Annotated in this window: 24 protein-coding genes; 12 read left to right on the top strand and 12 right to left on the bottom strand. The window is 67.5% G+C overall.

Annotated features, from left to right (window positions below; all coding sequences use genetic code 11):
• Nucleotides 1-28 precede the first annotated feature (28 nt).
• Nucleotides 29-535: an acetolactate synthase small subunit gene (gene ilvN / locus N4S67_RS12285; RefSeq protein WP_260993264.1), complete on the bottom strand. Its 507-nt coding sequence runs from the start codon at nt 533-535 to the stop codon at nt 29-31.
• Nucleotides 535-2,403, bottom strand: a complete 1,869-nt coding sequence (locus tag N4S67_RS12280; RefSeq protein ID WP_390893341.1) for an acetolactate synthase large subunit — start codon at nt 2,401-2,403, stop codon at nt 535-537. Before N4S67_RS12280 ends, ilvN begins: the two co-directional genes overlap by 1 nt.
• A 312-nt stretch (nt 2,404-2,715) precedes the next feature.
• On the opposite strand from N4S67_RS12280, the gene N4S67_RS12275 reads away from it, so the two are divergent.
• Entirely contained in the window at nt 2,716-3,057 is a 342-nt protein-coding gene (locus N4S67_RS12275; protein ID WP_260994011.1) for a PH domain-containing protein, read from the top strand.
• On the opposite strand, the gene N4S67_RS12270 is transcribed toward N4S67_RS12275, so the two are convergent.
• Nucleotides 3,054-3,881 carry a DoxX family protein gene (locus N4S67_RS12270; RefSeq protein ID WP_260993263.1) on the bottom strand — a complete coding sequence of 276 codons (828 nt, stop codon included), beginning with the start codon at nt 3,879-3,881 and terminating at the stop codon, nt 3,054-3,056. The genes N4S67_RS12275 and N4S67_RS12270 overlap by 4 nt on opposite strands.
• 137 nt (nt 3,882-4,018) lie before the next feature.
• Here N4S67_RS12270 and N4S67_RS12265 point away from each other — a divergent pair, with 137 nt between their 5' ends.
• Nucleotides 4,019-5,140 carry a PQQ-dependent sugar dehydrogenase gene (locus N4S67_RS12265; protein ID WP_260993262.1) on the top strand — a complete coding sequence of 374 codons (1,122 nt, stop codon included), beginning with the start codon at nt 4,019-4,021 and terminating at the stop codon, nt 5,138-5,140.
• 17 nt (nt 5,141-5,157) lie between these two features.
• Here the strand turns inward: N4S67_RS12265 and N4S67_RS12260 are convergent, their stop codons facing one another.
• On the bottom strand, nt 5,158-5,487 hold the full coding sequence (locus N4S67_RS12260; RefSeq protein WP_260993261.1) for a DMT family transporter: 330 nt from the start codon (nt 5,485-5,487) through the stop codon (nt 5,158-5,160).
• Nucleotides 5,480-6,220 (bottom strand): SDR family NAD(P)-dependent oxidoreductase, encoded by a 741-nt coding sequence (locus tag N4S67_RS12255; protein ID WP_260993260.1) that lies wholly within the window; start codon nt 6,218-6,220, stop codon nt 5,480-5,482. The genes N4S67_RS12260 and N4S67_RS12255 overlap by 8 nt, the downstream gene beginning before the upstream one ends.
• A gap of 67 nt (nt 6,221-6,287) precedes the next feature.
• Here N4S67_RS12255 and N4S67_RS12250 point away from each other — a divergent pair, with 67 nt between their 5' ends.
• A complete protein-coding gene (locus tag N4S67_RS12250; RefSeq protein WP_260993259.1) occupies nt 6,288-6,929 on the top strand; it encodes a TetR/AcrR family transcriptional regulator in 642 nt (213 codons plus the stop codon).
• Here N4S67_RS12250 and gatB read toward each other — a convergent pair.
• The 4 genes from gatB to gatC form a co-directional block, all read right to left on the bottom strand.
• Nucleotides 6,926-8,428 (bottom strand): Asp-tRNA(Asn)/Glu-tRNA(Gln) amidotransferase subunit GatB, encoded by a 1,503-nt coding sequence (gatB, locus tag N4S67_RS12245; RefSeq protein ID WP_260993258.1) that lies wholly within the window; start codon nt 8,426-8,428, stop codon nt 6,926-6,928. The genes N4S67_RS12250 and gatB overlap by 4 nt on opposite strands.
• Before the next feature lie 102 nt (nt 8,429-8,530).
• Nucleotides 8,531-9,562, bottom strand: a complete 1,032-nt coding sequence (locus N4S67_RS12240; RefSeq protein WP_260993257.1) for an ATP-dependent 6-phosphofructokinase — start codon at nt 9,560-9,562, stop codon at nt 8,531-8,533.
• A gap of 38 nt (nt 9,563-9,600) precedes the next feature.
• Nucleotides 9,601-11,085 (bottom strand): Asp-tRNA(Asn)/Glu-tRNA(Gln) amidotransferase subunit GatA, encoded by a 1,485-nt coding sequence (gene gatA / locus N4S67_RS12235; RefSeq protein WP_260994010.1) that lies wholly within the window; start codon nt 11,083-11,085, stop codon nt 9,601-9,603.
• An 11-nt stretch (nt 11,086-11,096) separates the two neighbouring features.
• Nucleotides 11,097-11,396, bottom strand: a complete 300-nt coding sequence (gene gatC / locus N4S67_RS12230; protein WP_260993256.1) for an Asp-tRNA(Asn)/Glu-tRNA(Gln) amidotransferase subunit GatC — start codon at nt 11,394-11,396, stop codon at nt 11,097-11,099.
• Between the two features lie 116 nt (nt 11,397-11,512).
• Between gatC and N4S67_RS12225 the strand changes: the two genes are divergently transcribed.
• From N4S67_RS12225 to N4S67_RS12200, 6 genes are all read left to right on the top strand, one after another.
• The gene (locus N4S67_RS12225; RefSeq protein ID WP_260993255.1) at nt 11,513-12,172 is read left to right on the top strand and encodes an amino acid-binding protein; all 660 of its coding nucleotides are present in this window, start codon (nt 11,513-11,515) and stop codon (nt 12,170-12,172) included.
• A 79-nt stretch (nt 12,173-12,251) separates the two neighbouring features.
• The gene (locus N4S67_RS12220) at nt 12,252-12,863 is read left to right on the top strand and encodes a DUF4178 domain-containing protein (protein ID WP_260993254.1); all 612 of its coding nucleotides are present in this window, start codon (nt 12,252-12,254) and stop codon (nt 12,861-12,863) included.
• A gap of 9 nt (nt 12,864-12,872) precedes the next feature.
• On the top strand, nt 12,873-13,373 hold the full coding sequence (locus N4S67_RS12215) for a DUF2617 family protein (protein WP_260993253.1): 501 nt from the start codon (nt 12,873-12,875) through the stop codon (nt 13,371-13,373).
• A complete protein-coding gene (locus N4S67_RS12210; RefSeq protein ID WP_260993252.1) occupies nt 13,370-13,801 on the top strand; it encodes a DUF4247 domain-containing protein in 432 nt (143 codons plus the stop codon). Before N4S67_RS12215 ends, N4S67_RS12210 begins: the two co-directional genes overlap by 4 nt.
• A gap of 48 nt (nt 13,802-13,849) precedes the next feature.
• The gene (locus tag N4S67_RS12205; RefSeq protein WP_260994009.1) at nt 13,850-14,308 is read left to right on the top strand and encodes a DUF350 domain-containing protein; all 459 of its coding nucleotides are present in this window, start codon (nt 13,850-13,852) and stop codon (nt 14,306-14,308) included.
• The gene (locus N4S67_RS12200) at nt 14,305-15,885 is read left to right on the top strand and encodes a polyamine aminopropyltransferase (RefSeq protein ID WP_260993251.1); all 1,581 of its coding nucleotides are present in this window, start codon (nt 14,305-14,307) and stop codon (nt 15,883-15,885) included. The genes N4S67_RS12205 and N4S67_RS12200 overlap by 4 nt, the downstream gene beginning before the upstream one ends.
• Before the next feature lie 24 nt (nt 15,886-15,909).
• On the opposite strand, the gene N4S67_RS12195 is transcribed toward N4S67_RS12200, so the two are convergent.
• Nucleotides 15,910-16,164 (bottom strand): hypothetical protein, encoded by a 255-nt coding sequence (locus N4S67_RS12195; RefSeq protein ID WP_260994008.1) that lies wholly within the window; start codon nt 16,162-16,164, stop codon nt 15,910-15,912.
• Between the two features lie 151 nt (nt 16,165-16,315).
• On the opposite strand from N4S67_RS12195, the gene N4S67_RS12190 reads away from it, so the two are divergent.
• Nucleotides 16,316-16,879: a hemerythrin domain-containing protein gene (locus tag N4S67_RS12190; protein ID WP_260993250.1), complete on the top strand. Its 564-nt coding sequence runs from the start codon at nt 16,316-16,318 to the stop codon at nt 16,877-16,879.
• Here N4S67_RS12190 and ligA read toward each other — a convergent pair.
• Nucleotides 16,876-18,948, bottom strand: a complete 2,073-nt coding sequence (gene ligA / locus N4S67_RS12185; protein WP_260994007.1) for an NAD-dependent DNA ligase LigA — start codon at nt 18,946-18,948, stop codon at nt 16,876-16,878. The genes N4S67_RS12190 and ligA overlap by 4 nt on opposite strands.
• A gap of 83 nt (nt 18,949-19,031) precedes the next feature.
• On the opposite strand from ligA, the gene N4S67_RS12180 reads away from it, so the two are divergent.
• Entirely contained in the window at nt 19,032-19,433 is a 402-nt protein-coding gene (locus tag N4S67_RS12180; RefSeq protein ID WP_260993249.1) for an MmcQ/YjbR family DNA-binding protein, read from the top strand.
• Nucleotides 19,434-19,469: 36 nt separating this feature from the next.
• On the top strand, nt 19,470-21,077 hold the full coding sequence (locus tag N4S67_RS12175; RefSeq protein WP_260993248.1) for a 4-coumarate--CoA ligase family protein: 1,608 nt from the start codon (nt 19,470-19,472) through the stop codon (nt 21,075-21,077).
• Here N4S67_RS12175 and N4S67_RS12170 read toward each other — a convergent pair.
• The gene (locus tag N4S67_RS12170) at nt 21,074-21,934 is read right to left on the bottom strand and encodes a hypothetical protein (RefSeq protein ID WP_260993247.1); all 861 of its coding nucleotides are present in this window, start codon (nt 21,932-21,934) and stop codon (nt 21,074-21,076) included. The genes N4S67_RS12175 and N4S67_RS12170 overlap by 4 nt on opposite strands.
• Between the last annotated feature and the right edge of the window lie 53 nt (nt 21,935-21,987).

Genomic DNA, 21,987 nt, shown 5'->3' with positions numbered 1-21,987 from the left:
TTCTCTTCTCTCTCTTCTTGATTCGGCTCTATTTGACCGTGCCGATGCCACGCGGACCGCGCGACAGCGACACCACTCCGGACTGCACGAGTTCCCTGATTCCGTAGGGCTCGAGCACGCGCAGCAGCGCCTCGATCTTGCCCTGCGTGCCGGTGGCCTCGATGGTCAGGGACTCCGTCGACACGTCCACCACCTTGGCGCGGAACAGGTTCACCGCCTCGATGACCTGGCCGCGGGTGGTTGCATCGGTGCGCACCTTGATCAGCGCCAACTCGCGCGCGACCGAGTTGTCCTCGTCCTGCTCGACGATCTTGATCACATTGACCAGCTTGTTGAGCTGTTTGGTGATCTGCTCCAGCGGCGCGTCCTCGACGCTGACGACGATGGTCATTCGCGACATGTTCTTCTGCTCGGTCGCGCCGACCGCCAGCGACTGGATGTTGAAGCCGCGCCGCGAGAACAACGATGCGACACGGGCCAGGACACCCGGCTTGTCCTCGACGAGCACCGACAGCGTGTGCGTGCTGGTCGGCATCAGGCGTGCCCCTCTTCCGGATCGTCGAACAGCGGGCGGATGCCGCGGGCGGCCTGGATTTCGTCGTTGCCGGTGCCAGCGGCCACCATCGGCCACACCTGGGCGTCCGCACCGACGATGAAGTCGATCACCACGGGGCGATCGTTGATCTCGCGCGCCTGGGCGATGACGGCCTCGACGTCTTCGGCACGCTCACAACGCAATCCGACACAACCCAGGGCTTCGGCCAGCTTGACGAAGTCCGGGATGCGGCGCGAGTGCGTCGCGAGATCGGTTTGGCTGTACCGCTCCCCGTAGAACAGCGTCTGCCATTGCCGCACCATGCCGAGGTTGCCGTTGTTGATCAGCGCGACCTTGATCGGCGCGCCCTCCACGGCGCAGGTCGCCAGCTCCTGGTTGGTCATCTGGAAGCACCCGTCGCCGTCGATGGCCCACACCTCGGCCTCAGGACGGCCGAACTTGGCGCCCATCGCCGCCGGAACGGCGTACCCCATGGTGCCCAGCCCACCGGAGTTCAGCCAGGTCTTGGGCTTCTCGTAGGAGATGAACTGCGCCGCCCACATCTGGTGCTGGCCCACGCCGGCGACATACACCGCGTCGGGACCCGCCATCTTGCCCAGCGTCTCGATGACGTACTCGGGCGACAGGCTGCCGTCGCTCTGCGGCCCGTAGCTCAGCGGATACGTTTCCTGCACGCCGCGCAGGTACTCCATCCAGTTGCCGATCGCGATCGATGCGATCGTGCCGTCGCGGCGCAACGCCTCGATCAGATCGGTGATCACGGCCTTGACGTCACCCACGATCGGCACGTCGGCGTTGCGGTTCTTGCCGATCTCGGCCGGATCGATGTCGGCGTGGATCACCTTGGCGTCCGGCGCAAACGAGTCCAGCTTGCCGGTGACCCGGTCGTCGAACCGGGTGCCCAGCGCGATCAGCAGATCGCTGCGCTGCAGTGCGGCCACCGCCGCCACGGTGCCGTGCATACCCGGCATGCCCATGTTCTGCGGATGGCTGTCGGGGAACGCGCCGCGGGCCATCAGCGTGGTGACGACGGGGATACCGGTCTGCTCGGCCAGGGTCAGCAGTTCGTCGGTCGCCTCGCCACGGATCACGCCGCCGCCGACGTAGAGCACCGGCTTGCGGGCCGCGGCGATCAGCTTGGCCGCCTCGCGGATCTGACGGCTGTGCGGCTTGGTGTTGGGTTTATAGCCGGGTAGGTCGATCTGCGGCGGCCAACTGAACGTGCACTGCGCCTGCAGGATGTCCTTGGGGATGTCGACCAGCACCGGCCCCGGTCGACCGGACGACGCGAGGTGGAACGCCTCGGCCATCACCCGCGCGATGTCGTTTCCGTCGCGCACCAGGAAGTTGTGTTTGGTGATCGGCATGGTGATGCCGGAGATGTCGGCTTCCTGGAACGCATCGGTGCCGATCAGGCCGCGGCCGACCTGCCCGGTGATCGCCACCACCGGGATCGAGTCCATATGCGCGTCGGCCAGCGGTGTGACCAGGTTGGTGGCGCCTGGACCGGAGGTGGCCATCATGACGCCGACCCTGCCTGTGGCGTGGGCGTAACCGCTGGCGGCGTGGCCTGCGCCCTGCTCGTGGCGGACCAGCACGTGGCGCAGTTTCTGGCTGTCGAACAGTGGGTCGTAGACCGGCAGCACCGCACCGCCCGGTATCCCGAAGATCGTGTCGACGTCGAGCTCTTCTAGCGACCGGATCACCGCCTGCGCGCCGGTCATCTGTTGCGGCGCAGTGCGTTTGGGCTGTGCGGGCATCGGCTTGGTGGTCTGTCGTGCGCCTTGTCCGTCATCGGGCACGGTCGCGGCCGCCTGCTCCAGCGGTCGCGTGGTTGGTGCGCTCACGGTGTCCTCTATCTGTCCTCGGTCGTGTTCAGGATCTCAAATCGGTGTTCGGGCAAGAAAAAACCCCCGTCAGCGAGGCCGCTGGACGAGGGTTGCGCGTTGATGCTGGAGGCTATGCCCGAACCAGGGCTAGCGCGACATCAACGCGCAACCCAATTACTACGAGCAAGTCCAGCTTCTGCATAAGCGTCGACGGTAGCCTCCGCACTGGTCACAGGTCAAATTCCGGTCGGCCGTCATCGGTGGGAGGATGGCGGCGTGAGCGCCCCTTCCGACTCCGTCCCGGCCCCCGTCGTGATCCGCATCTCGCCGATGGCGCATTTCGCGGTCGGTTTCTTCGCGCTGGGTCTGTTTGCCGTGGTGCTCGCGGGCCCGTCATGGGCAGCGGTGCTGCTCGTCGTTCCGGTCCTGCTCTCGGTGGCGGTCGCCCGGTACCGGACGGTGGCCGACCGGAACACCGTGACCGCGCGGTCGCTGTTGGGCCAGCAGACCGTCGCCTGGGGCGACATCGAGGGTCTGCGATTCAGCAAAGGCTCATGGGCGAGGGCCCAGCGCAAGGGTGGGGACGAACTGCGACTTCCGGCGGTGACGTTTGCGACGCTGCCGCTTCTGACCGAGGCCAGCGGCGGCCGGGTGCCCAACCCGTACGGCTAGGCCAGCGGGTTGCCGCCGTTGAAGAGCACCCAGACCGCGACGCCGGCGCCGACCCCGACCAGCAGTGCGACGAACGAACCCACGAACGGCCGCCGCGCCCAACCTCGGCCTGCGTCGAAGCCGTAGCGGCCGGGGCCGGTCAGGACGAGCGCGGCCACCGCGCACACCAGGAACACCTTGTACTCGTGGCCATCGGTGAGAAACGCCGACAGCCTGGCTTCCTCATGAGCCATCATCGCCTCGGCCAGCACGCCGGTCACCAGGTACGCCAGCGCGCCCGCGGCAGCCACCGGCGTGAACAATCCGAGCACCAGCAGCACGCCGGCTGCGATCTGGCCGCCCGTCGCGACATAGGTCAGGATGTCGGCGTACCGGAAGCCCATATCGGTCAGCGACTCCTCGAAGCCGTTGAGGCCGGGACCGCCCCACAGACCGAACGCCTTCTGCAGACCGTGGGCGATGAGCATCGCACCGATGGCCAGGCGCAGCACCAGCAGACCGAGGTCCTGGGTGCCCCGCCGGTCGGCGCGGGCCGCCGCCTCGGGCTCGATCTCGGTCGGTTCAATCGGGTAATTGGTCATCGCGTGACGACCGCTGGGCTGCACATATGGCAGCGGTTCGGGGTCATTGAGCAGACCGAACCCCTGCGCGCTCTGCGGCGTTGCGGTGGAGTCGTAGGACGGGATCGCCGTCGTTTCGAAATCACCGCCGTAGTTCGCGGACGGAAGGTCGTCCTCGGGATCGACCAGGCTCGCCGACGCGGGCCGGCCAGCCCCGTCGTCGGGCCGCTGCCAGGCGCGTGGGTCATGAGGATGACTGGTCACATTGCCAGCGTAAGTGCTAGTGACCTGTGTATCGAGGATTGGCGCGGCGCTTTGGGCACCCGATTTCGCCGTGTTCCGACAGGTGGTGGAGCAGGTGAGCGTGCGCCCACCGCGGAATGATCCGTAACCTGGCTCGCATGGAACTGCGCCGGCCGTTGCGGGGTGTGTTCGCCGTGGTGTGCGTGGCGTTGCTCGTCGGGTCGGGCTGCGCGCGATTCGACGACACCCAGTCGCAGCCGTTCACCACGGAGCCCGAACTCGCGCCGCCGCCGTCGTCCACGCCCCCACCACCGCCGCCGCTGCCGCCCACGCCCTTCCCGAAAGAGTGCCCGGCACCCGGCGTCATGCAGGGCTGCCTCGAGAGCACCAGCGGTTTGATCATGCTCCCCGACAGCCAGTCGGCGCTCGTGGCCGAGCGCACCACCGGCGCCGTGAAAGAGGTGTCGGTCCGCGCCGAGCCCAAGATCAAGCTGACGCTGCCGGTGGACGGCTCCGGCGACGGCGGGCTGATGGACATCGTGTTGTCGCCGACGTATTCGCAGGATCGGCTGATGTACGCCTATGTCAGCACTCCGACCGACAACCGGGTCGTCCGGATCGCCGACGGCGACATTCCCAAACCGATTCTCACCGGCATCCCCAAGGGGGGCACCGGCAACGCGGGCGCGCTGATCTTCACCAGCCCGACGACCTTGCTCGTGCAGACCGGCGACGCGGGCAATCCGGCCGACGCCGCCAACCCCGGATCACTAGCGGGCAAGGTGCTGCGCATCGAACAACCCACGACCGTCAACCCGGCTCCGACGACGACTGCGATGTCGGGTATGGGCGCCGGCGGCGGGATGTGCATCGATCCCTCGGACGGCTCGCTCTACATCACCGATCGCACCCCGACCGGTGACCGCCTGCAGCGCACCACCAAGGACTCCAAGACCGCGACCGTGTGGAGTTGGCCGGACCGCCCCGGTGTGGCGGGCTGCGCGGCGCTCGACGGCACTGTGCTGGTGAATCTCGTCAACACCAAACAGACGGTGGCCGTTCGCCTCGCCCCGGACACCGGCGCGGTCACCGGCGACCCCGAGGTGCTGCGGCAGGACCAGCACGGGCACGCCTGGGCGCTGCAACTGTCGCCGGACGGCAACGTCTGGGGCGCCACGATCAACAAGACCGAGGGCGACGCCGAGCGACTCGACGACGTCGTCTTCCCGCTGTTCCCGCAGGGCGGCGGCTTCCCGCGCAGCAACGCAGACAACACGTAATCCGTTGTGACGCGGCCTCACCCCTCCACGAGGCGCAGGCCCACGATGCCGACGACGATGGTGGACAGGAACAGCACCCGCGCCGCGGTGACCGCCTCCCCGAACAGGATCATGCCCGCGATGGCGACGCCAACGGCTCCGACGCCGACCCAGACCGCGTAGCCAGTCCCGGCGGGTAGCTGCCGCAGCGCCACCGTCAGCAGCACGAAACTGACGATGGCGCAGACGATTCCGACGACGCTGGGCCATAAGCGCGAAAAACCGTCGGACTGCTTGAGTGCGGTGGCCCAGACGATTTCGAGCAGACCGGCGGCGACGAGGATCAACCACGCGGTCTGCTCACGCATTGGTGCCACCGTCGACGGTCAGCACGGAACCGGTGATGTTCGACGCCGCCCTTCCCGCCAGAAATGCCACGGCGTCGGCGATTTCACCGGTGTCGGCGTACCGGCCGAGCGCAGTGAGCGCGCGCTGCTCGTCGGCGCCGTCGGCACGCGCGGGATTCATGTCGGTGTCGGTGGAACCGGGCTGCACGAGATTGACGGTGATGTCGCGACCGCCGAGGTCGCGCGCGAGCCCTCTGGTGAAGCCGAGCAGCGCGGCCTTGCTCATCGCGTACAGCGTCACACCCGGGAACGGCACGCGCTCCGCGAGGTTGCTTCCGATGCTGATGATTCGTCCGCCTCCGGACATGTGCCGGATGGCGGCCTGACTGGCCAGGTACACCGCCCGGACGTGAATGTTGAGGGTCCTGTCGACTTCGGTGACGGGCACCTCGCCGATGGGCCCGTACGGGAAGATGCCGGCGTTGTTGACCAGGATGTCGAGCCGGCCGAATTCGCCACCCACCTGGTCGACGGCGCTGACCACCTCATCGGCAGCCGCGCTGTCCGCCCTGACCGCAAGGCCACGGCGCCCGTGTGCCGCGATCCGCTGGACGACGTCGTCTGCGCGCTCCTTGGACTGGGCGTAGGTGATGGCGACGTCGGCGCCGAGTTCGGCAAGGCGTGCCGCGATGGCCGCGCCGATCCCGCGACTGGCGCCGGTTACCAGGGCCGTCTTTCCGGTCAGATCTGACATTCGAGTCTCCTTTTTGTGTCGGTCACTACATAATTATCGCGCCAGGTTAGACTTGTCAATGAAATTCATGTCGTTCGATACAGAAAGGGCAGGTGCGGTGGCGACTCGCGGTAGACCCCGCACCTTCGACCGCGCCGAAGCGCTGCGCAAGGCGATGGAGGTCTTCTGGGAACGCGGCTACGAGGGCACTTCGATAAGCGACCTCACCGCGGCAATGGGCATCAACTCACCGAGTCTGTACGCGGCATTCGGCTGCAAAGAGCAGCTGTTCCGCGAGACGATCGCCCACTACAACGAGACGTTGGGCGCCACGGCATACGCCGAACTACGCGACCGGCCGACCGCGCGCGAGGCGATCGCGGCGGTGCTGCGGCACCACGCGGTCGTGTTCTGCGACCCCGACCATCCGCGCGGGTGCATGATCGTGCTCGTCGCGACGACGTTCAGCGAGAACACCCGTTCGGTGCACGAGTACCTCGCGAAGTGGCGCCACGCCGTCGAAGACGACTTCCAGGCGCGGATCGAGCGCGGAATCGCCGAGGGCGATGTGCCGACCGGCGTGGACGCGACCGCGGTCGCCGCGTTCTACAACACCGTCAACCACGGGATGGCGATCCAGGCCCGCGATGGAGCCGACCGGGCGAAGCTGTCGGCGATCGCCGAGGCGGCGATCTCGGCGTGGGACGGGCTCGTCGGGCAGTGCCGCTAGCTACAGGCGGCCAGTACGAGTTCGCGGACCCGCGCGGCGTCGGCCTGGCCCTTGGTCGCCTTCATCACCGCGCCGACGATGGCCCCCGCGGCCTGCACCTTGCCGCCTCGGATCTTCTCGACGACGTCGGGGTTGGCGGCCAGCGCCTCGTCGACAGCCTTCTGCAGCGCCGAGTCGTCGCGAACCACTTCCAGCCCACGGTCTTTCATGACCTGCTCGGGCTCACCCTCCCCGGCCAGGACACCTTCGACGACCTGGCGGGCCAGCTTGTTCGACAACTTGCCGTCGTCGACGAGCTTGACCACCGCGGCGACCTGGGCTGGCGTAATCGGCAGGGCGGCGAGCTCGACACCGGCCTCATTTGCCTTCTGCACCAGAAAGTTTCCCCACCATGCCCGGGCCGAATCGCTGGAGACGCCATGTTCGACAGTGGCGGCGATCAAATCCAGGGCTCCGATGTTGACCAGGTCGCGCATCACCTCGTCGGAGATGCCCCAGTCTTGTTGAGTCCGCTTGCGGGTCAACCACGGTAGCTCGGGAATGGTTCCGCGTAGCCGCTCGATGAGTTCCACACTCGGCGCGACCGGTTCGAGGTCGGGCTCAGGGAAATACCGATAGTCCTGCGCGGTCTCCTTGCTCCGACCCGCCGTGGTGTAGCCGTCCTCGTGGAAGTGCCGAGTCTCCTGAGTGATCGTCCCGCCGGCCTCCAGAATCGCTGCCTGGCGCCGCATCTCGTAGCGCACAGCGACTTCGACGCTCTTGAGCGAGTTGACGTTCTTGGTCTCGGTGCGCGTGCCGAACTCGGTCGCACCCTTGCGCATGAGGGACAGGTTGGAGTCGCAGCGCATCGAACCCTGATCCATGCGGACGTCCGAGACTCCCAACGCACGCAACAGATCCCGAAGTGCAGTGACGTAGGCTCGGGCGATCTCCGGTGCCCGGTCGCCGGTGTTCTCGATGGGCCTGGTGACGATCTCGATCAGTGGCACACCGGCCCGGTTGTAGTCGAGCAGCGAGGTGGTCGCACCTTCGATTCGGCCGGTGTCGCTGCCGAGATGGGTGAGCTTTCCGGTGTCCTCCTCCATGTGCGCGCGCTCGATCTCCACACGCCACGTCGTGCCGTCGTCCAGTGGCACGTCGAGGTAACCATTCACGGCGATCGGCTCGTCGTACTGGCTGATCTGGTAGTTCTTCGGCTGGTCAGGGTAAAAGTAGTTCTTTCTGGCGAACCGGCCCCACGGTGCGATGTCACAGTTGAGCGCGAGGCCGATCCGAATGGCCGACTCCACCGCGGACTGGTTGAGCACGGGCAAGGATCCCGGCAGACCCAGACACACCGGGCACACCTGCGTATTGGGCTCGCCCCCGAACCTGTTCGCGCAGCCGCAGAACATCTTGGTCGCGGTGGACAGTTCGACATGCACTTCCAGTCCCATGACGGGCTCGAAGCGCGCCACCACGTCGTCGTAGTCGAGTAGCTCGGCGGCGGTAGTGGTCATGATCCGAGTCTAGTGGGGGCGCGATTTGCGTCGCGAGCAGACGCAGAGTGCCCCGACACACCGACGCAACGGGACACTTTCCGTCTGCTCGCCGGATAATGATCAGCCGAAGAACTCGGCGGCGTCGTCGTAGCGGCTCTGCGGCACCAGCTTCAACTGGCGCACGGCGTCTGCGAGCGGGACACGACCGATCTCCTGGCCCCGCAGCGACACCATCATCCCGAACTCGCCTGCATGTGCGGCGTCGGCCGCATTGACGCCGAACCGCGTCGCGAGCACGCGGTCGTACGGCGTCGGCGTCCCGCCGCGCTGCACGTGGCCGAGCACCGTCACCCGCACTTCCTTGTTGATCCGCTTTTCGACCTCCACGGCCAGCTGCTGGGCCACGCCCGTGAACCGCTCGTGCCCGAACTCGTCAATTCCGCCTTGGCGCAACTGCATTGTGCCCTCGGCGGGCTTTGCGCCTTCGGCGACGACGCAGATGAAATGCGAATCCCCGCGCACGAACCGCCCTTTGATCAGCCGGCACACTTCCTCGATGTCGAACGGCTGCTCGGGAATCAAGGTCATATGCGCCCCGGATGCCAGGCCCGCGTTGAGCGCGATCCATCCGGCGTGCCTGCCCATGACCTCCACCAGCATCACACGCTGATGCGACTCGGCGGTGCTGTGCAACCGGTCGATGGCCTCACTGGCGACACCCAGCGCGGTGTCGTGACCGAAAGTCACGTCCGTGCAGTCGATGTCGTTGTCGATGGTTTTGGGCACCCCGACGACGGGGACCTCTTCTTCGGACAACCAGTGCGCCGCGGTCAGCGTGCCCTCCCCGCCGATCGGGATCAGGACATCGATGCCGTTGTCGTCGAGCGTCTGCTTGATCTGATCGAGCCCGGCGCGCAACTTCTCCGGATGCACCCGGGCTGTGCCGAGCATCGTGCCGCCCTTGGCCAGCAGCCGGTCGTTGCGGTCGTCGTTGGCGAGCTGGATACGCCGGTTTTCCAGCAGCCCGCGCCAACCGTCCTGGAACCCGACGACCGAGGAGCCGTAGCGCACGCCGCACGTGCGAACCACCGCCCGGATCACGGCGTTCAGCCCTGGACAGTCACCCCCGCCGGTGAGTACTCCGATACGCATATGTCCATACTGCCCGCTGACTCGAACCCGCGCCGGGGTTACAGCGCGGTGGGTAGCGGACCCCGCGCCGCTTCGTAGGCGGCGCCGACGCGGTAGAGCCGGTCGTCGGCAAGCGCGGGCGCCATGATCTGCAATCCGACCGGCAGGTTGTCGTCCGGCGACAGGCCCGAGGGCACCGACATACCGCAGTGTCCGGCCAGGTTCAGCGGCAGCGTGCACAAATCGAACAGGTACATCGCCAGCGGATCGTCGACCTTCTCCCCCAACGGGAATGCGGTCGTCGGTGTGGCCGGCGAGATCAGCACGTCGACGCGTTCGTAGGCCTCGTCGAGATCGCGGGCGATCAGCGTGCGTACCTTCTGCGCCTGGTTGTAATAGGCGTCGTAGTAGCCCGCCGACAATGCATATGCGCCGATCATGATGCGCCGCTTGACTTCTGGGCCGAATCCGGCGGCGCGGGTCAGCGCCATCACTTCTTCGGCGCTGTGCGTGCCGTCATCGCCGACGCGCAGGCCGTAGCGCATGGCGTCGAAGCGCGCGAGGTTCGACGACACCTCCGACGGCAGGATCAGGTAGTACGCGGACAGCGAGTGGTCGAAGTGCGGGCAATCGACCTCGCTGACCTCGGCGCCCAGCGCGGTGAGCTGCTCGACGGCCGCGTTGAACGACGTCAGCACACCCGCCTGGTAACCGTCGCCGCGCAATTGCTTCACTACACCGATCCGCACGCCCTTCAGGTCGCCGGACGCGCCGGTCCGAGCGGCTGCGACGACGTCGGGAACCGCGGCGTCCACCGACGTCGAGTCCTTGGGGTCGTGGCCCGCGATCACCTGGTGCAGCAGCGCGGTGTCGAGCACCGTACGCGCGCACGGCCCGCCCTGATCCAGCGACGACGCGCACGCGATCAGGCCGTAGCGCGACACCGTGCCGTAGGTGGGTTTCACTCCGACAGTCGCGGTCAAAGCGGCGGGCTGGCGGATCGACCCGCCGGTATCGGTGCCGATCGCGAGCGGCGCCTGGAACGCGGCCAGCGCTGCCGCGCTGCCACCTCCTGAGCCGCCGGGCACGCGGTCGACGTTCCACGGATTGCGCGTGGGGCCATACGCCGAGTTCTCGGTGGACGAACCCATCGCGAACTCGTCCATGTTCGTTTTGCCGAGAATCGGGATACCCGCCGCGCGCAGCCGCACCGTGACGGTGGCGTCGTAAGGCGACATCCAGCCTTCGAGAATTCTCGACCCGCAGGTGGTCGGCATGTCGGACGTGGTGAACACGTCTTTGAGCGCCAGCGGAACGCCTGCCAGCGGCGAGGGCAGCGACTCGCCTGCCGCCACCGCGGCGTCGACCGCGGCAGCGGCAGCCAACGCCTCGTCGGCGGCCACGTGCAGGAACGCGTGGAACTCGCCGTCGGTGGCCGCGATCTGATCCAGGTGCGCCTGGGTGACTTCGGTGGACGACACCTCCTTGGCGGCGATCTTGGCGCCCAGCGTCACCGCGTCGAGCCGGGTCACGTCGCTGTCCATGCCTCGGGTGCTCATTCGGCCTCTCCCAGAATCCGCGGCACGGCGAACCGGCCGTCGACCGCCTTGGGCGCCTGATCGAGCGCTTCTTCCTGAGTCAGGCACGGCTCGACCGTGTCCGGGCGAAACACATTGACGTCTTTGAGCGGATTGCCGGTGGGCTTGACCCCGGCGACATCGACGGCCTGGATCTGGCTGACGTGGCCGAGGATGGCGTCCAGCTGGCCGGCGTAGCTGTCCAACTCCTCGTCGGTCAACGCGAGACGGGCCAGGCGGGCGAGGTGGGCTACCTCGTCTCGGGAGATCTGTGACACGACTGGCAAGCCTAGTCACCGCCGCCGCGCCGGCCTCCGCGCACGTACTGATCGGGGTTCGCCCCCGCGCTCATCGCCGGAATGCTGGCCGACGGCGGCTGTGCGACAGTGTGCGCGTGCCTTCCTATCTGCTGCGGGTCGAGCTCGAGGACCGACCGGGCAGCCTCGGCGCGCTCGCGGTGGCGCTCGGCTCGGCGGGGGCCGACATCCTGTCCCTCGACGTAGTGGAACGCGCCGCGGGGCTTGCGGTCGATGATCTGGTGGTCGATCTCCCCAGGGGCGCGATGCCCGACGCGCTGATCACCGCCGCCGAAAAGGTCGACGGCGTCTACGTCGATTCGGTGCGCCCGCACACCGGTCTTCTCGAGGCGCACCGCGAACTCGAGCTCATCGACCACATCGCCGCGGCGGGTCCGAAGTCGAACCAGCTGCAAGTGCTCGTCGACGAGGCCCCGAAGGTGCTGCGCGTCGGCTGGTGCACCGTCGTTCGGCGCACCGACTCCGGACCGCATCGCGTCGTCGGCAGCCATGGCGCTCCCGAGACCCAGGCCGCCGACACACCCTGGCTGCCACTGACGCACGCCGAAGCGCTCGACGGCTCGGCCGGGTGGGTACCGCAGGTATGGCGCGACATGGACACCACCTTGGCGGCCGCTCCCCTTGGCGACGTCGACACCGCTGTGGTGCTGGGCCGACCGGGCGGACCGGTGTTCCGGCCGTCGGAGGTCGCCCGGCTCGGTTACCTGGCCGGGATCGTCGCGACGATTTTGCGCTGAGTCGCGGGTTCGCCGACTGTTACCGTTGGCTACAGATCTCGTCGACCGCACCGCTCGGACGCCTCAAGGAAGGGCTCGCGTGGATACGCTGCTGATCCTGCTCGCCATCATCTTGCTCGCAGCGGCGGCCGTCGTCGTCGTCGTGGCACTGCGTAGGCCAAAGAAACCCCAGACTCCGACCGACCGCGAGGATCCCCTCAAGTTCGCCGCGTCCATGCCGCAGTTCGGCCCGCGCCAGCTCGGTCCGGGCGCGATCGTCTCCCACGGCGGTATCGACTACGTGGTGCGCGGCTCGGTCACCCTGCGGCAGGGCCCGTTCGTGTGGTGGGAACACCTGCTCGAAGGCGGGTCTGAGCCGGTGTGGTTCAGCGTCGAGGAGGACGAGGGCCGCCTGGAGCTGGTGATGTGGACGCGGCGCAACGACCTCGGGCTGCAGCCCGGGGGCGCCGTCGTGGTCGACGGCATCACCTATCAAGAGGTCGAGCAGGGCCGCGCCTCCTACACCACCGAGGGCACAACCGGTCTGCCCGCGGGCGGCGATATGGATTTCGTCGACTACGGCGACGCCTCGGAGTCCAATCTGCTCGGTTTCGAGCGGTGGGCACCGGACATGCCGTGGGAGGTGTCCGTCGGAAAGCCGGTGGTACCCGGTGAACTCACGGTGTACCCAGCGCCCCCGCCGAGCGCATAGGCCACGTCGTTGCCTTTGCACCAACTGGCCGTACAGCCCGCCGATGTGTCCGGAGCCGGACTGGGGCTTGCCCTCAACGCCGCGGCGCCGATGCCGCTCGCGGCTTGCCGGCTGGTGCACCCCGACGGCAGCGCGCTGATGCTCGGCGTGCTGGGCGCCTCACACGTCGTCACCGTCGAACACCCGAATAGCACCTTCTCCGAAGAGATTTCCTGTGCTGCGCACGTACAGGGCGAGTTGCCCGGCCACGCCGATGCTCCCGGATACCGCCTGGAATGTCACACCGCGACCTACGACGAAACCGGCTTCCGGGAACTCGCAGGCCGTTTACGGCACCGCTGCGCCCGCGAGCCGGGGTGGCTCGGCGGGGCCTTTCCCGGCGACGACGCAGCGCTGACAGCACTGGCCGCCGAACCCGACGGTGCCGGGTGGCGTTGGCAGACATGGCATCTGTATCCGGCCGCCGCCGGTGGCACCGTGGTGTACACGAGTAGTCGGTGGCGCCCGTGACCCGCAACAACCTGTTCTGGCTCGCAGGCGGCCTCGCGGTAGCCGGTGTGGTGTTCCTGATCTGGGGAATCTCGTTGATGAACAACGATATTCGCTCCCACCTGGCCGCCAACTATCAGGAGTATGGCCGCGACTCCGACGGCGCGAAGTACGCCTGCACCGGCAGGCCGCAGCAGGTCGCCTCAGAAATCGCGCAGGCGAAGGCGCCGGAAGCACAGGCCACCGACCGCGGCAGCGAGTATCTGCGCTACAACGACGACATCGTGATCGTCGGGCCGGACGCGGGGCGCCCATGCAGCATCCGCGTCGAGGACACCGACGCCCGGTACAGCGGCGGCGGATTCATCTTTCTCGGCCCCGGTTTCACGCCGGGCTCACCGTCAGGCGGATCGGGCGGCAGCCCCGGCGGGCCGGACGGGTCGAAGTGACTCCCACAACCAGGCCAGCGAGTTAAGGAGATCTCCATGTACTCACACATGCACCCGGCCGCCGTCGAGTTCGGCACCATCAGCGGCGAAAGCCTCACGCAGAATCTCGTTGCCGCGATCCTGTACTTCGTCATCGGCGTCGTCGTGCTGTCGGTGGGCTTTGTGATGGTCGACGTGCTCACGCCGGGCAACCTGCGCAACATGGTGTTCATCGAGCGGCGGCCCAACGCCGTTGCCGTGGCGTCCGGAATGTACGCCGCGCTGGCGATCGTGGTCATCTCCGCGATCGTGGCGAGCTCGGACCAACTCGGGCAGGGGCTCGTCGACGCGGCCGTTTACGGAGCCGTGGGGGTGGCGCTGCAGGGCCTGGCGCTTGTCGTGCTCGAAGTGGCTGTGCCCGGCCGGTTCCGGGACCTGATCGCCGACGAGCGACTGCACCCCGCCGCGATCGCCACCGCCGTTGTGCTGCTGGCCGTGGGAGGAGTGAACGCCGCCGCGCTGTCATGACGGCCAGCGAGCAGACACTTCCCGGCCCGCGACCGGCGGGGACCACGAACCGTTGGCGTGCGGTACTTCTGGCTGCCGTCGCGGCGTGCGCGGCCTGCGGCATCGTCTACGAACTCGCGCTGCTGACGCTGTCGACGAGCCTGCACGGCGGCGGCATCGTCGCGATGTCGTTGATCGTCGCAGGATACGTCGCCGCGCTCGGGGCCGGCGCGCTCCTGGTCAAGCCGCTGCTGCACCGCGCCGCAATCACGTTCATCGCCGTGGAGACGGCACTCGCCGTCACGGGTGGGTTGTCAGCGGCGGCGCTGTACGTCGCGTTCGCGTTCCTCGGCGGCTCACTGTGGGTGCTCGCGCTGGGCACCGCGGTCATCGGCGCTCTGGTGGGCGCGGAGGTACCACTGCTGATGACGCTGCTGCAGCGCGGCCGCCTGACCGCGGCCACCGATACCGGCCGCGTGCTGGCCAACTTGAACGCCGCTGACTATCTCGGCGCGCTCGTCGGCGGTCTGGTGTGGCCGTTCATTCTGCTGCCCCAACTGGGGATGATCCGCGGGGCGGCGGCGACGGGCATCATCAACCTCGCCGCCGCGGCGGTGGTGGCCGTGTTCCTCCTGCGTCCCGCGATCAGCAGTCGCCAACTCGCTACGGCGGTAGGCGTTCTCATAGCCGCGCTGGCGCTGCTCGTCACTCTGCTGGTGCGTGCCGACGGGATCCAGACGTCGACGCGCCAGCGGTTGTATGCCGATCCGATCGTCGCGTTCGAGCGCTCGGCCTACCAGGAGATCGTCGTCACGCGGCGCGGCAACGACACCCGGCTGTATCTCGATGGCGGACTTCAATTCTCGACTCGAGACGAGTACCGCTACACCGAAAGTCTCGTGTACCCGGCACTTGCCGACGGCGCGCGCACGGCCCTCGTCCTCGGCGGTGGAGACGGGTTAGCGGCCCGAGAGTTGCTGCGCTACAACGGTATCGACACCATCGTGCAAGTCGAGCTCGATCCCGCTGTCGTGGAGGTGGGGCGCACCACGCTGCGCGACGCGAACGCCGGTGCGCTCGACGACCCTCGGGTCGACGTCGTAATCGCCGACGCGATGACGTGGTTGCGCGATGCACCGCCCGATGTGGTCCCGCGGGGCGGATTCGACGCCGTCATCGTCGACCTGCCGGACCCGGACACACCCGTCCTGGGCCGGCTCTACTCACTGGAGTTCTACGCGCTGGTCACACGCGTGCTCGCGGTCGACGGGTTGATGGCCGTGCAGTCCGGGAGCCCCTTCTCCACGCCAACCGCGTACTGGCGCACCGTGTCGACGATCCGGGCGGCGGGGTACGCGACGACGCCGTACCACGTGCACGTGCCAACATTCGGCGACTGGGGTTTCGTGCTGGCTCGTCGCGGTCCGACCGCACCGACACCTCGGGTTCCGGCAGATGCCCCGCCGCTGCGGTTCCTCGACCAGCGGGTACTCGACGCCGCGACCGTGTTCGCCGGAGACAACCGGCCGCAGTCCCTGGAACCGTCGACCCTGGATCATCCCCGCATCGTCGACGACATGCGAGCGGGCTACCGCTGACCCGTCAGGTCCTCACGTGCGCGGTCAGCCGCCCGCGGGGACCGGATAGCGGTCATTGACGTCGGCATTGGTGTCCTTGCGCGCACAGTGGGCGCAGCAGAACATTCCCTCCGGTGTCTCGATGCCGTGGCCCAGAATCCGGCAGCCGCAGTGCGCGCACTCCGGCGCAAGCTGGACCGCGGCGCACTCCACGCTGTCGAACGTCGCGCTGCGGCCATCGGGCCACGTCACGGTGAACGCCTTGTCGTAGTGGTTGCCACAGGTATCGCAGATCATCAGAACTCCTTGGTCGTGTCGCGTGTCGTGTTCCCGGTCACCCGGCGGCACAAACTCTTCGCCGTTTTGATCGGGACGGCGGCGGGTATCGGACGACCGGCGCTCAGCCCACTGCGCCCGATCATGATTCCCCCTACATGCGGAGGTATTTCGCGTGACTCAGTCCATTTCGTCCGGCCAGGACGTCGTCGACTTCCTCGTGGCTCAGCACGAGACCATCCGGCAGCTGTTCGTCGAGACGCTCGACGCACCCGACGCCGAAACCCAGAAGGAGTCGTTCACCCGGCTGCGAACGCTGCTCGCGGTGCACGAGACCGCCGAGGAGATGATGGTGCACCCGCGGGTCCGTCGGAAGATCGACGGTGGTGACCAGGTGGTCGATGCGCGGCTCGAGGAAGAACACCGCGCCAAGCAGGCGCTGTCGGAGCTCGAGAACATCGAGTTCAACACCGCTGACTTCGCGAAGGCGCTGATCCACCTGCAGAGTGCGGTGCTCGAGCACGCCGAGAAGGAGGAGGCCGAGGAGTTCCCACTGCTGAAGGAACAGCTCGACGCGCATGAACTGCAACAGCTCGCGGTCGCCGTGCAGGCCGCAGAGCGGATCGCACCGACGCATCCGCACCCCGGTGTCGAGTCGGCTTTCGCCAACTTCGCCGTCGGGCCGTTCGCCTCGGTGCTGGACCGGGCGCGTGACGCGCTGCGCAATGCGGTGGCCTAGACCCCGTCGGGTCCGTTGTCGAGCAATCGTTTGAACCCGGCTTCGTCGAGGATCGGCACGCCGAGCTCCACAGCCTTGTCGTACTTGGAGCCGGGCGAATCTCCCGCCACCACGTAGGCGGTCTTCTTCGACACCGAACTGGCAGCCTTGCCGCCGCGCGCGACGATGGCCTCCTTGGCATCGTCGCGGGAGAAGTCGGTCAACGAGCCGGTGACCACAATCGAGCGTCCCTCAAGGGTGCGCTCGATGCTGGTGTCGCGTTCGTCGGCCATCCGCACCCCGGCGGCGCGCCATTTGTCGACGATCGCGCGGTGCCAGTCGACTGTGAACCATTCGGTGACGGCTGCGGCGATGGTGGGCCCGACGCCCTCGACCACCGCCAGCTCTTCCTCGGAGGCCGCCATGATGGCGTCCAGGCTGCCGTACTCGGTGGCGAGCGCGCGCGCTGCGGTGGGCCCGACATGCCGGATCGACAGCGCCACGAGTACCCGCCATAGCGGTTGGGCCTTGGTCTCGTGCAGGTTCACCAGGAGCCGCTTGCCGTTGGCCGACAGGTTGCCGTCCTTGGTCCTGAACAGGTCGGTGCGAAGCAGGTCGTCGCTGCCGAGGGTGAACAAGTCGCCCTCGTCGGCGATGACACCGGCCTTCAGCAGAGCGATGCCGGCCTCATAGCCGAGGCCCTCGATGTCGAACGCCCCGCGACTTGCGACGTGGAAGACGCGTTCGCGCAGTTGCGCCGGACACGACCGGTTGTTGGGGCAGCGGATGTCGGCGTCGCCCTCCTTGGCGGGGGCCAGCGTCGTGCCACACTCGGGACACGTTGTCGGCATTTCGAATTCGCGTTCGGTGCCGTCACGAAGGTCGACGACGGGACCGAGCACCTCGGGGATCACGTCGCCGGCCTTGCGGATCACGACGGTGTCGCCGATGAGGACGCCCTTGCGCTTGACCTCCGAGGCGTTGTGCAGCGTCGCCTGGCTCACCGTCGAGCCGGCGACTTTGACCGGCTCCATCCACGCGAACGGCGTCACGCGCCCGGTCCGGCCGACGTTGACTCGGACGTCGAGCAGCTTGGTCTGCGCCTCCTCGGGCGGGTACTTGTAAGCGATGGCCCACCGTGGCGCTCGCGACGTCGATCCGAGCCGCCGTTGGAGCGCACGTTCATCGACTTTGACGACGACGCCGTCGATTTCGTGCTCGACGTCGTGGCGGTGTTCGCCCCAATAGGCGATGTGCTGGGTTACCGCCTCGATGCCCTGAACCCGTTTGGTGTGATCGGACACCGGCAGCCCCCACGACTCCAGCGCGCGGTAGGCGTCGTGCAGCGATGCGGGGCTGAAACCTTCGGCGCGTCCTAGACCGTGGCAGATCATTCGCAGCTTGCGCCGCGCGGTGACGGCCGGGTTCTTCTGCCGCAGCGAACCCGCCGCGCTGTTGCGCGGGTTGGCGAAGGGCGGCTTGCCTTCGGCCACCAGGCCGGCGTTGAGGTCCTCGAAGTCCGCGATGCGGAAGAACACCTCCCCGCGCACCTCGAGGACCTTCGGTATCGGGAATTCCTTGCTGCCACTGAGCTTTTCGGGGATGTCGTCGAGGGTGCGCGCGTTGAGCGTGACGTCCTCGCCGGTGCGCCCGTCGCCGCGGGTGGCGGCCCGCTCCAGCCGGCCGTCGCGATACACCAGCGCCAGGGCGATCCCGTCGATCTTCAGCTCGCACAGGTAGTGCGCGTCGTCTCCTATCTCACCCTTGATGCGGGCCGCCCACGCCGCGAGCTCATCCGGGGTGAAGACGTTGTCGAGCGACAACATCCGCTCGAGATGGTCGGCCGGGGTGAAATCGGTGGCGAAGCCGGCACCGCCCACCAACTGCGTCGGCGAGTCGGGAACCCTCAATTCGGGATGCTCGGTCTCCAGCGCCTGCAGTTCGCGCAACAACTTGTCGAAGTCGGCATCGGTGATGATCGGCGCGTCGCGGACGTAGTAGCGGAACTGGTGCTCGCGCACCTCGTCAGCGAGTTCCTGCCATCGGCGCCGCAGATCGGCGTCCGGGGCGTCGTCGGCCTGTTGGGCCAGCGACGTTTCGGCCTTCGAGGTTGCCTTCGAGCTCACCCCCGCAGGCTAGCCCAGCGTCCCGACACGGCCGTTACGCTGGGCTCATGGCGCATCCGATCATGTTCCGCGACGACGATCCGGTGCTGGCGAGGGTGCGCGAGATCGCGCTGGCTTTCCCCGGCGCCTTCGAGAAGGTGTCGCACGGTCGGCCGGCCTTCTTCGTCACCAAGATGTTCGTGATGTACGGCGGCAGTGTGAAGCCCGCGACGAAGGGCGACCACATCCAGTACCCGCAGTCGATCATGGTCAAGGTCGACGAAACGGAGCGTCGGGCGCTCGAACAGGACGGGCGGATCTTTTCTCCGGCCTACCTCGGCGCGGCGGGCTGGCTGGGCTTGGACCTGGCGACGAGGAAAGTCGACTGGGACGAGGTCGCTGAACTGATCGATGCGTCGTTCCGGTTGGTCGCGCCGAAAAAAGTGATCAGACAGCTCGACCAAGCCTGACCGGCGATCCGGCGCGTCATGGTTGGATCTACAGCCATGAGCTTCGCGAGTCCGTTCCCCGAAGTCGACATTCCTTCCCAGAGCGTCTACGACTATCTGTTCGGCGACATCTCGGATGCCGACGCCGAGCGCGTCGCCCTGATCGACGCCAAGTCCGGCCGTCAGACCACTTATCGCGAGATGATCGGCCGCATCGACGCGTTCGCGGGCGCGCTGGCCGGCCGCGGCATCGGTGTCGGCGACGTCGTCGGCCTGCTGTCGCCGAACAGCTCCGGTTTCGCCGTGGCCTTCCACGGCATCCTGCGCTCCGGCGCCACGGCCACCACGATCAACGCCCTGTTCACCGCCAAGGACATCGCCAAGCAACTGACGGATTCGACGGCCAAGATGTTGGTCACCGTCACACCTCTGCTGGCGCCGGCGAAGGAGGCCGCTGCCGCCGTCGGGATCGCCGACACGGACATCGTGGTGCTCGACGGTGACGGCCTCGAGGCCAGCGGACATCCCAACGCCGCCGACCTGATGGGACCCGGATTGCCGCCTGCCGACGTGGATTTCGCGCCGTCGACACACCTTGCGGTGCTGCCGTACAGCTCGGGCACCACCGGCAACCCGAAGGGGGTGATGCTCACCCACCGCAACCTGGTCGCCAATGTGGCGCAGATCCGGCCGCTTCACGGCATGGTCGCCAACGATGTCATTCTGGCCGTGTTGCCGTTCTTCCATATCTACGGAATGACGGTGCTGCTCAACGCCGCACTGCACGCGCGCGCCCGCCTGGTGATCATGCCGAGCTTCGACCTCGGCGACTTCCTCGGCAACATCGCCGAACACAAGTGCACCATCGCGTTCATCGCACCACCGGTCGCCGTGGCGCTCGCCAAGCATCCGCTGATCGACGAATACGACCTGTCAACGCTCAACACCGTGATGTCGGGCGCCGCACCGCTGGACGCGGACCTGGGCCACGCCGTTTCCAAGCGGTTGGGCTGCCGCGTGGTTCAGGGCTACGGAATGAGCGAGTTGAGTCCGGTCAGCCACATCACGCCGTTCGACGGGGGCCAGCGGCAGATGGCGATGATCGCGCCGTTGAGTTCGGTCGGATGGACGGTGTCCAACGCCGCGTCGAAATTGATCAACCCTGAGACCGGTGACGAAATCGGCCTTCCGGCAGAAGGTCTCAGTGAGACTGGCGAGTTGTGGTTCAAGGGGCCCAATGTGATGGCCGGTTACCTCGGCAATGACGAGGCCACCAAGGAAACTATTGACGACGACGGCTGGCTGCACACCGGCGACCTCGCGCAGGTCGACGCCAACGGCTGCGTTTACATCGTCGACCGGCTCAAGGAATTGATCAAGTACAAGGGCTACCAGGTCCCGCCCGCTGAACTCGAGGCCGTGTTGTTGAGTCATCCGTCGATCGCCGACGCAGCGGTGATCGGCGTCAACGACGACGAAGGCGAAGAGGTGCCGAAAGCGTTCGTGGTCAAGCAGTCTGACAGTCCGTTGACCGAGGACGAGGTGATCGAGTTCGTCGCCGGGCAGGTCGCGCCCTACAAGAAGGTGCGCCAGGTGCAGTTCATCGATGCGATTCCGAAGTCGGCGTCGGGCAAGATCCTGCGAAAGGATCTGCGCGGCACCTAAGTTCGATTCCGCCGTTCGGCGGCCTGGGCGGCCCTCGCCTGCCGGTAGCCGAGCGCGGCGCCCGCTGCGGGGATCAAGAGCAGACCGGCGATACCCCACAGCGGATCGGCCGTCTTGACGGCCGGTGCGACGATCAGCTGCTGCGACACCACTGGCGGAGTGCGAATCAGATCCGTCCATGCCTGAACCGGATCGGACGGCGGTGGCGACGGTGGCGGGGCCTGCGCGGGCGCGGGCGCGGGTGCCGGATCGTTGGCAGAGAACCCACCGCTCGATTTGCTCTCGCGGCGCTGCACCACCGGCGACCGCCCATTGCCGACGGTCACCCGCGGAGGTGTGAATCCTGCGGGAGGCCCACTGGAGCGGTCCGAGCCACCGCTCGAACCGGGGCTGCCTGCGGAGTCCGAGCCCGAATCGGCGCCCTGATCCTCGTCGTCGGAGCCGGCTCTCTGGTTTGAGTCGTCGCTCGGCGCAAGTCGCTGCGCCCCGACGCGTGCCGTGCCCGGCTCGAGCGGTGCCAGGTCTTCGGCGTCCTGCTGGGCGCTGTCGTCGTCGATGCGAGACCCGCCGTCGCCGTTGCCGGGCCGGCTGCCGTTTCCGTAGCCGGGTTTGTTGCCGTTGCCATAGCCCGGGTGGTCTCCGTCGCCGCGACGGTTCCCGTTGCCGGATCCGCGGTCGTCGCGGTCCGATCCGCCTCGGCCCCATCCGCCTCGATCGGAGCTGCTGCCGCGGTCCCCGCGACTGTCGCCGCGGTCTGCGGGATGGCCGACCGCGACGGCCGCCCCCGGGCCACCGAGGACGAGGAGAGCCGCCAGGACACCAGCACCTGCCGCCAGGCGTGGGTTCAGTGGTGCCACTGTTGCGCTCCTGCGAGGGCAAAGACAAGTAGGGGTCGACTCAGGAGCAGTGT

This window comes from Mycobacterium deserti (genome assembly GCF_025345615.1).
Lineage (GTDB): Bacteria > Actinomycetota > Actinomycetes > Mycobacteriales > Mycobacteriaceae > Mycobacterium > Mycobacterium deserti.
This window is presented reverse-complemented; position numbering and strand designations above follow the sequence as displayed.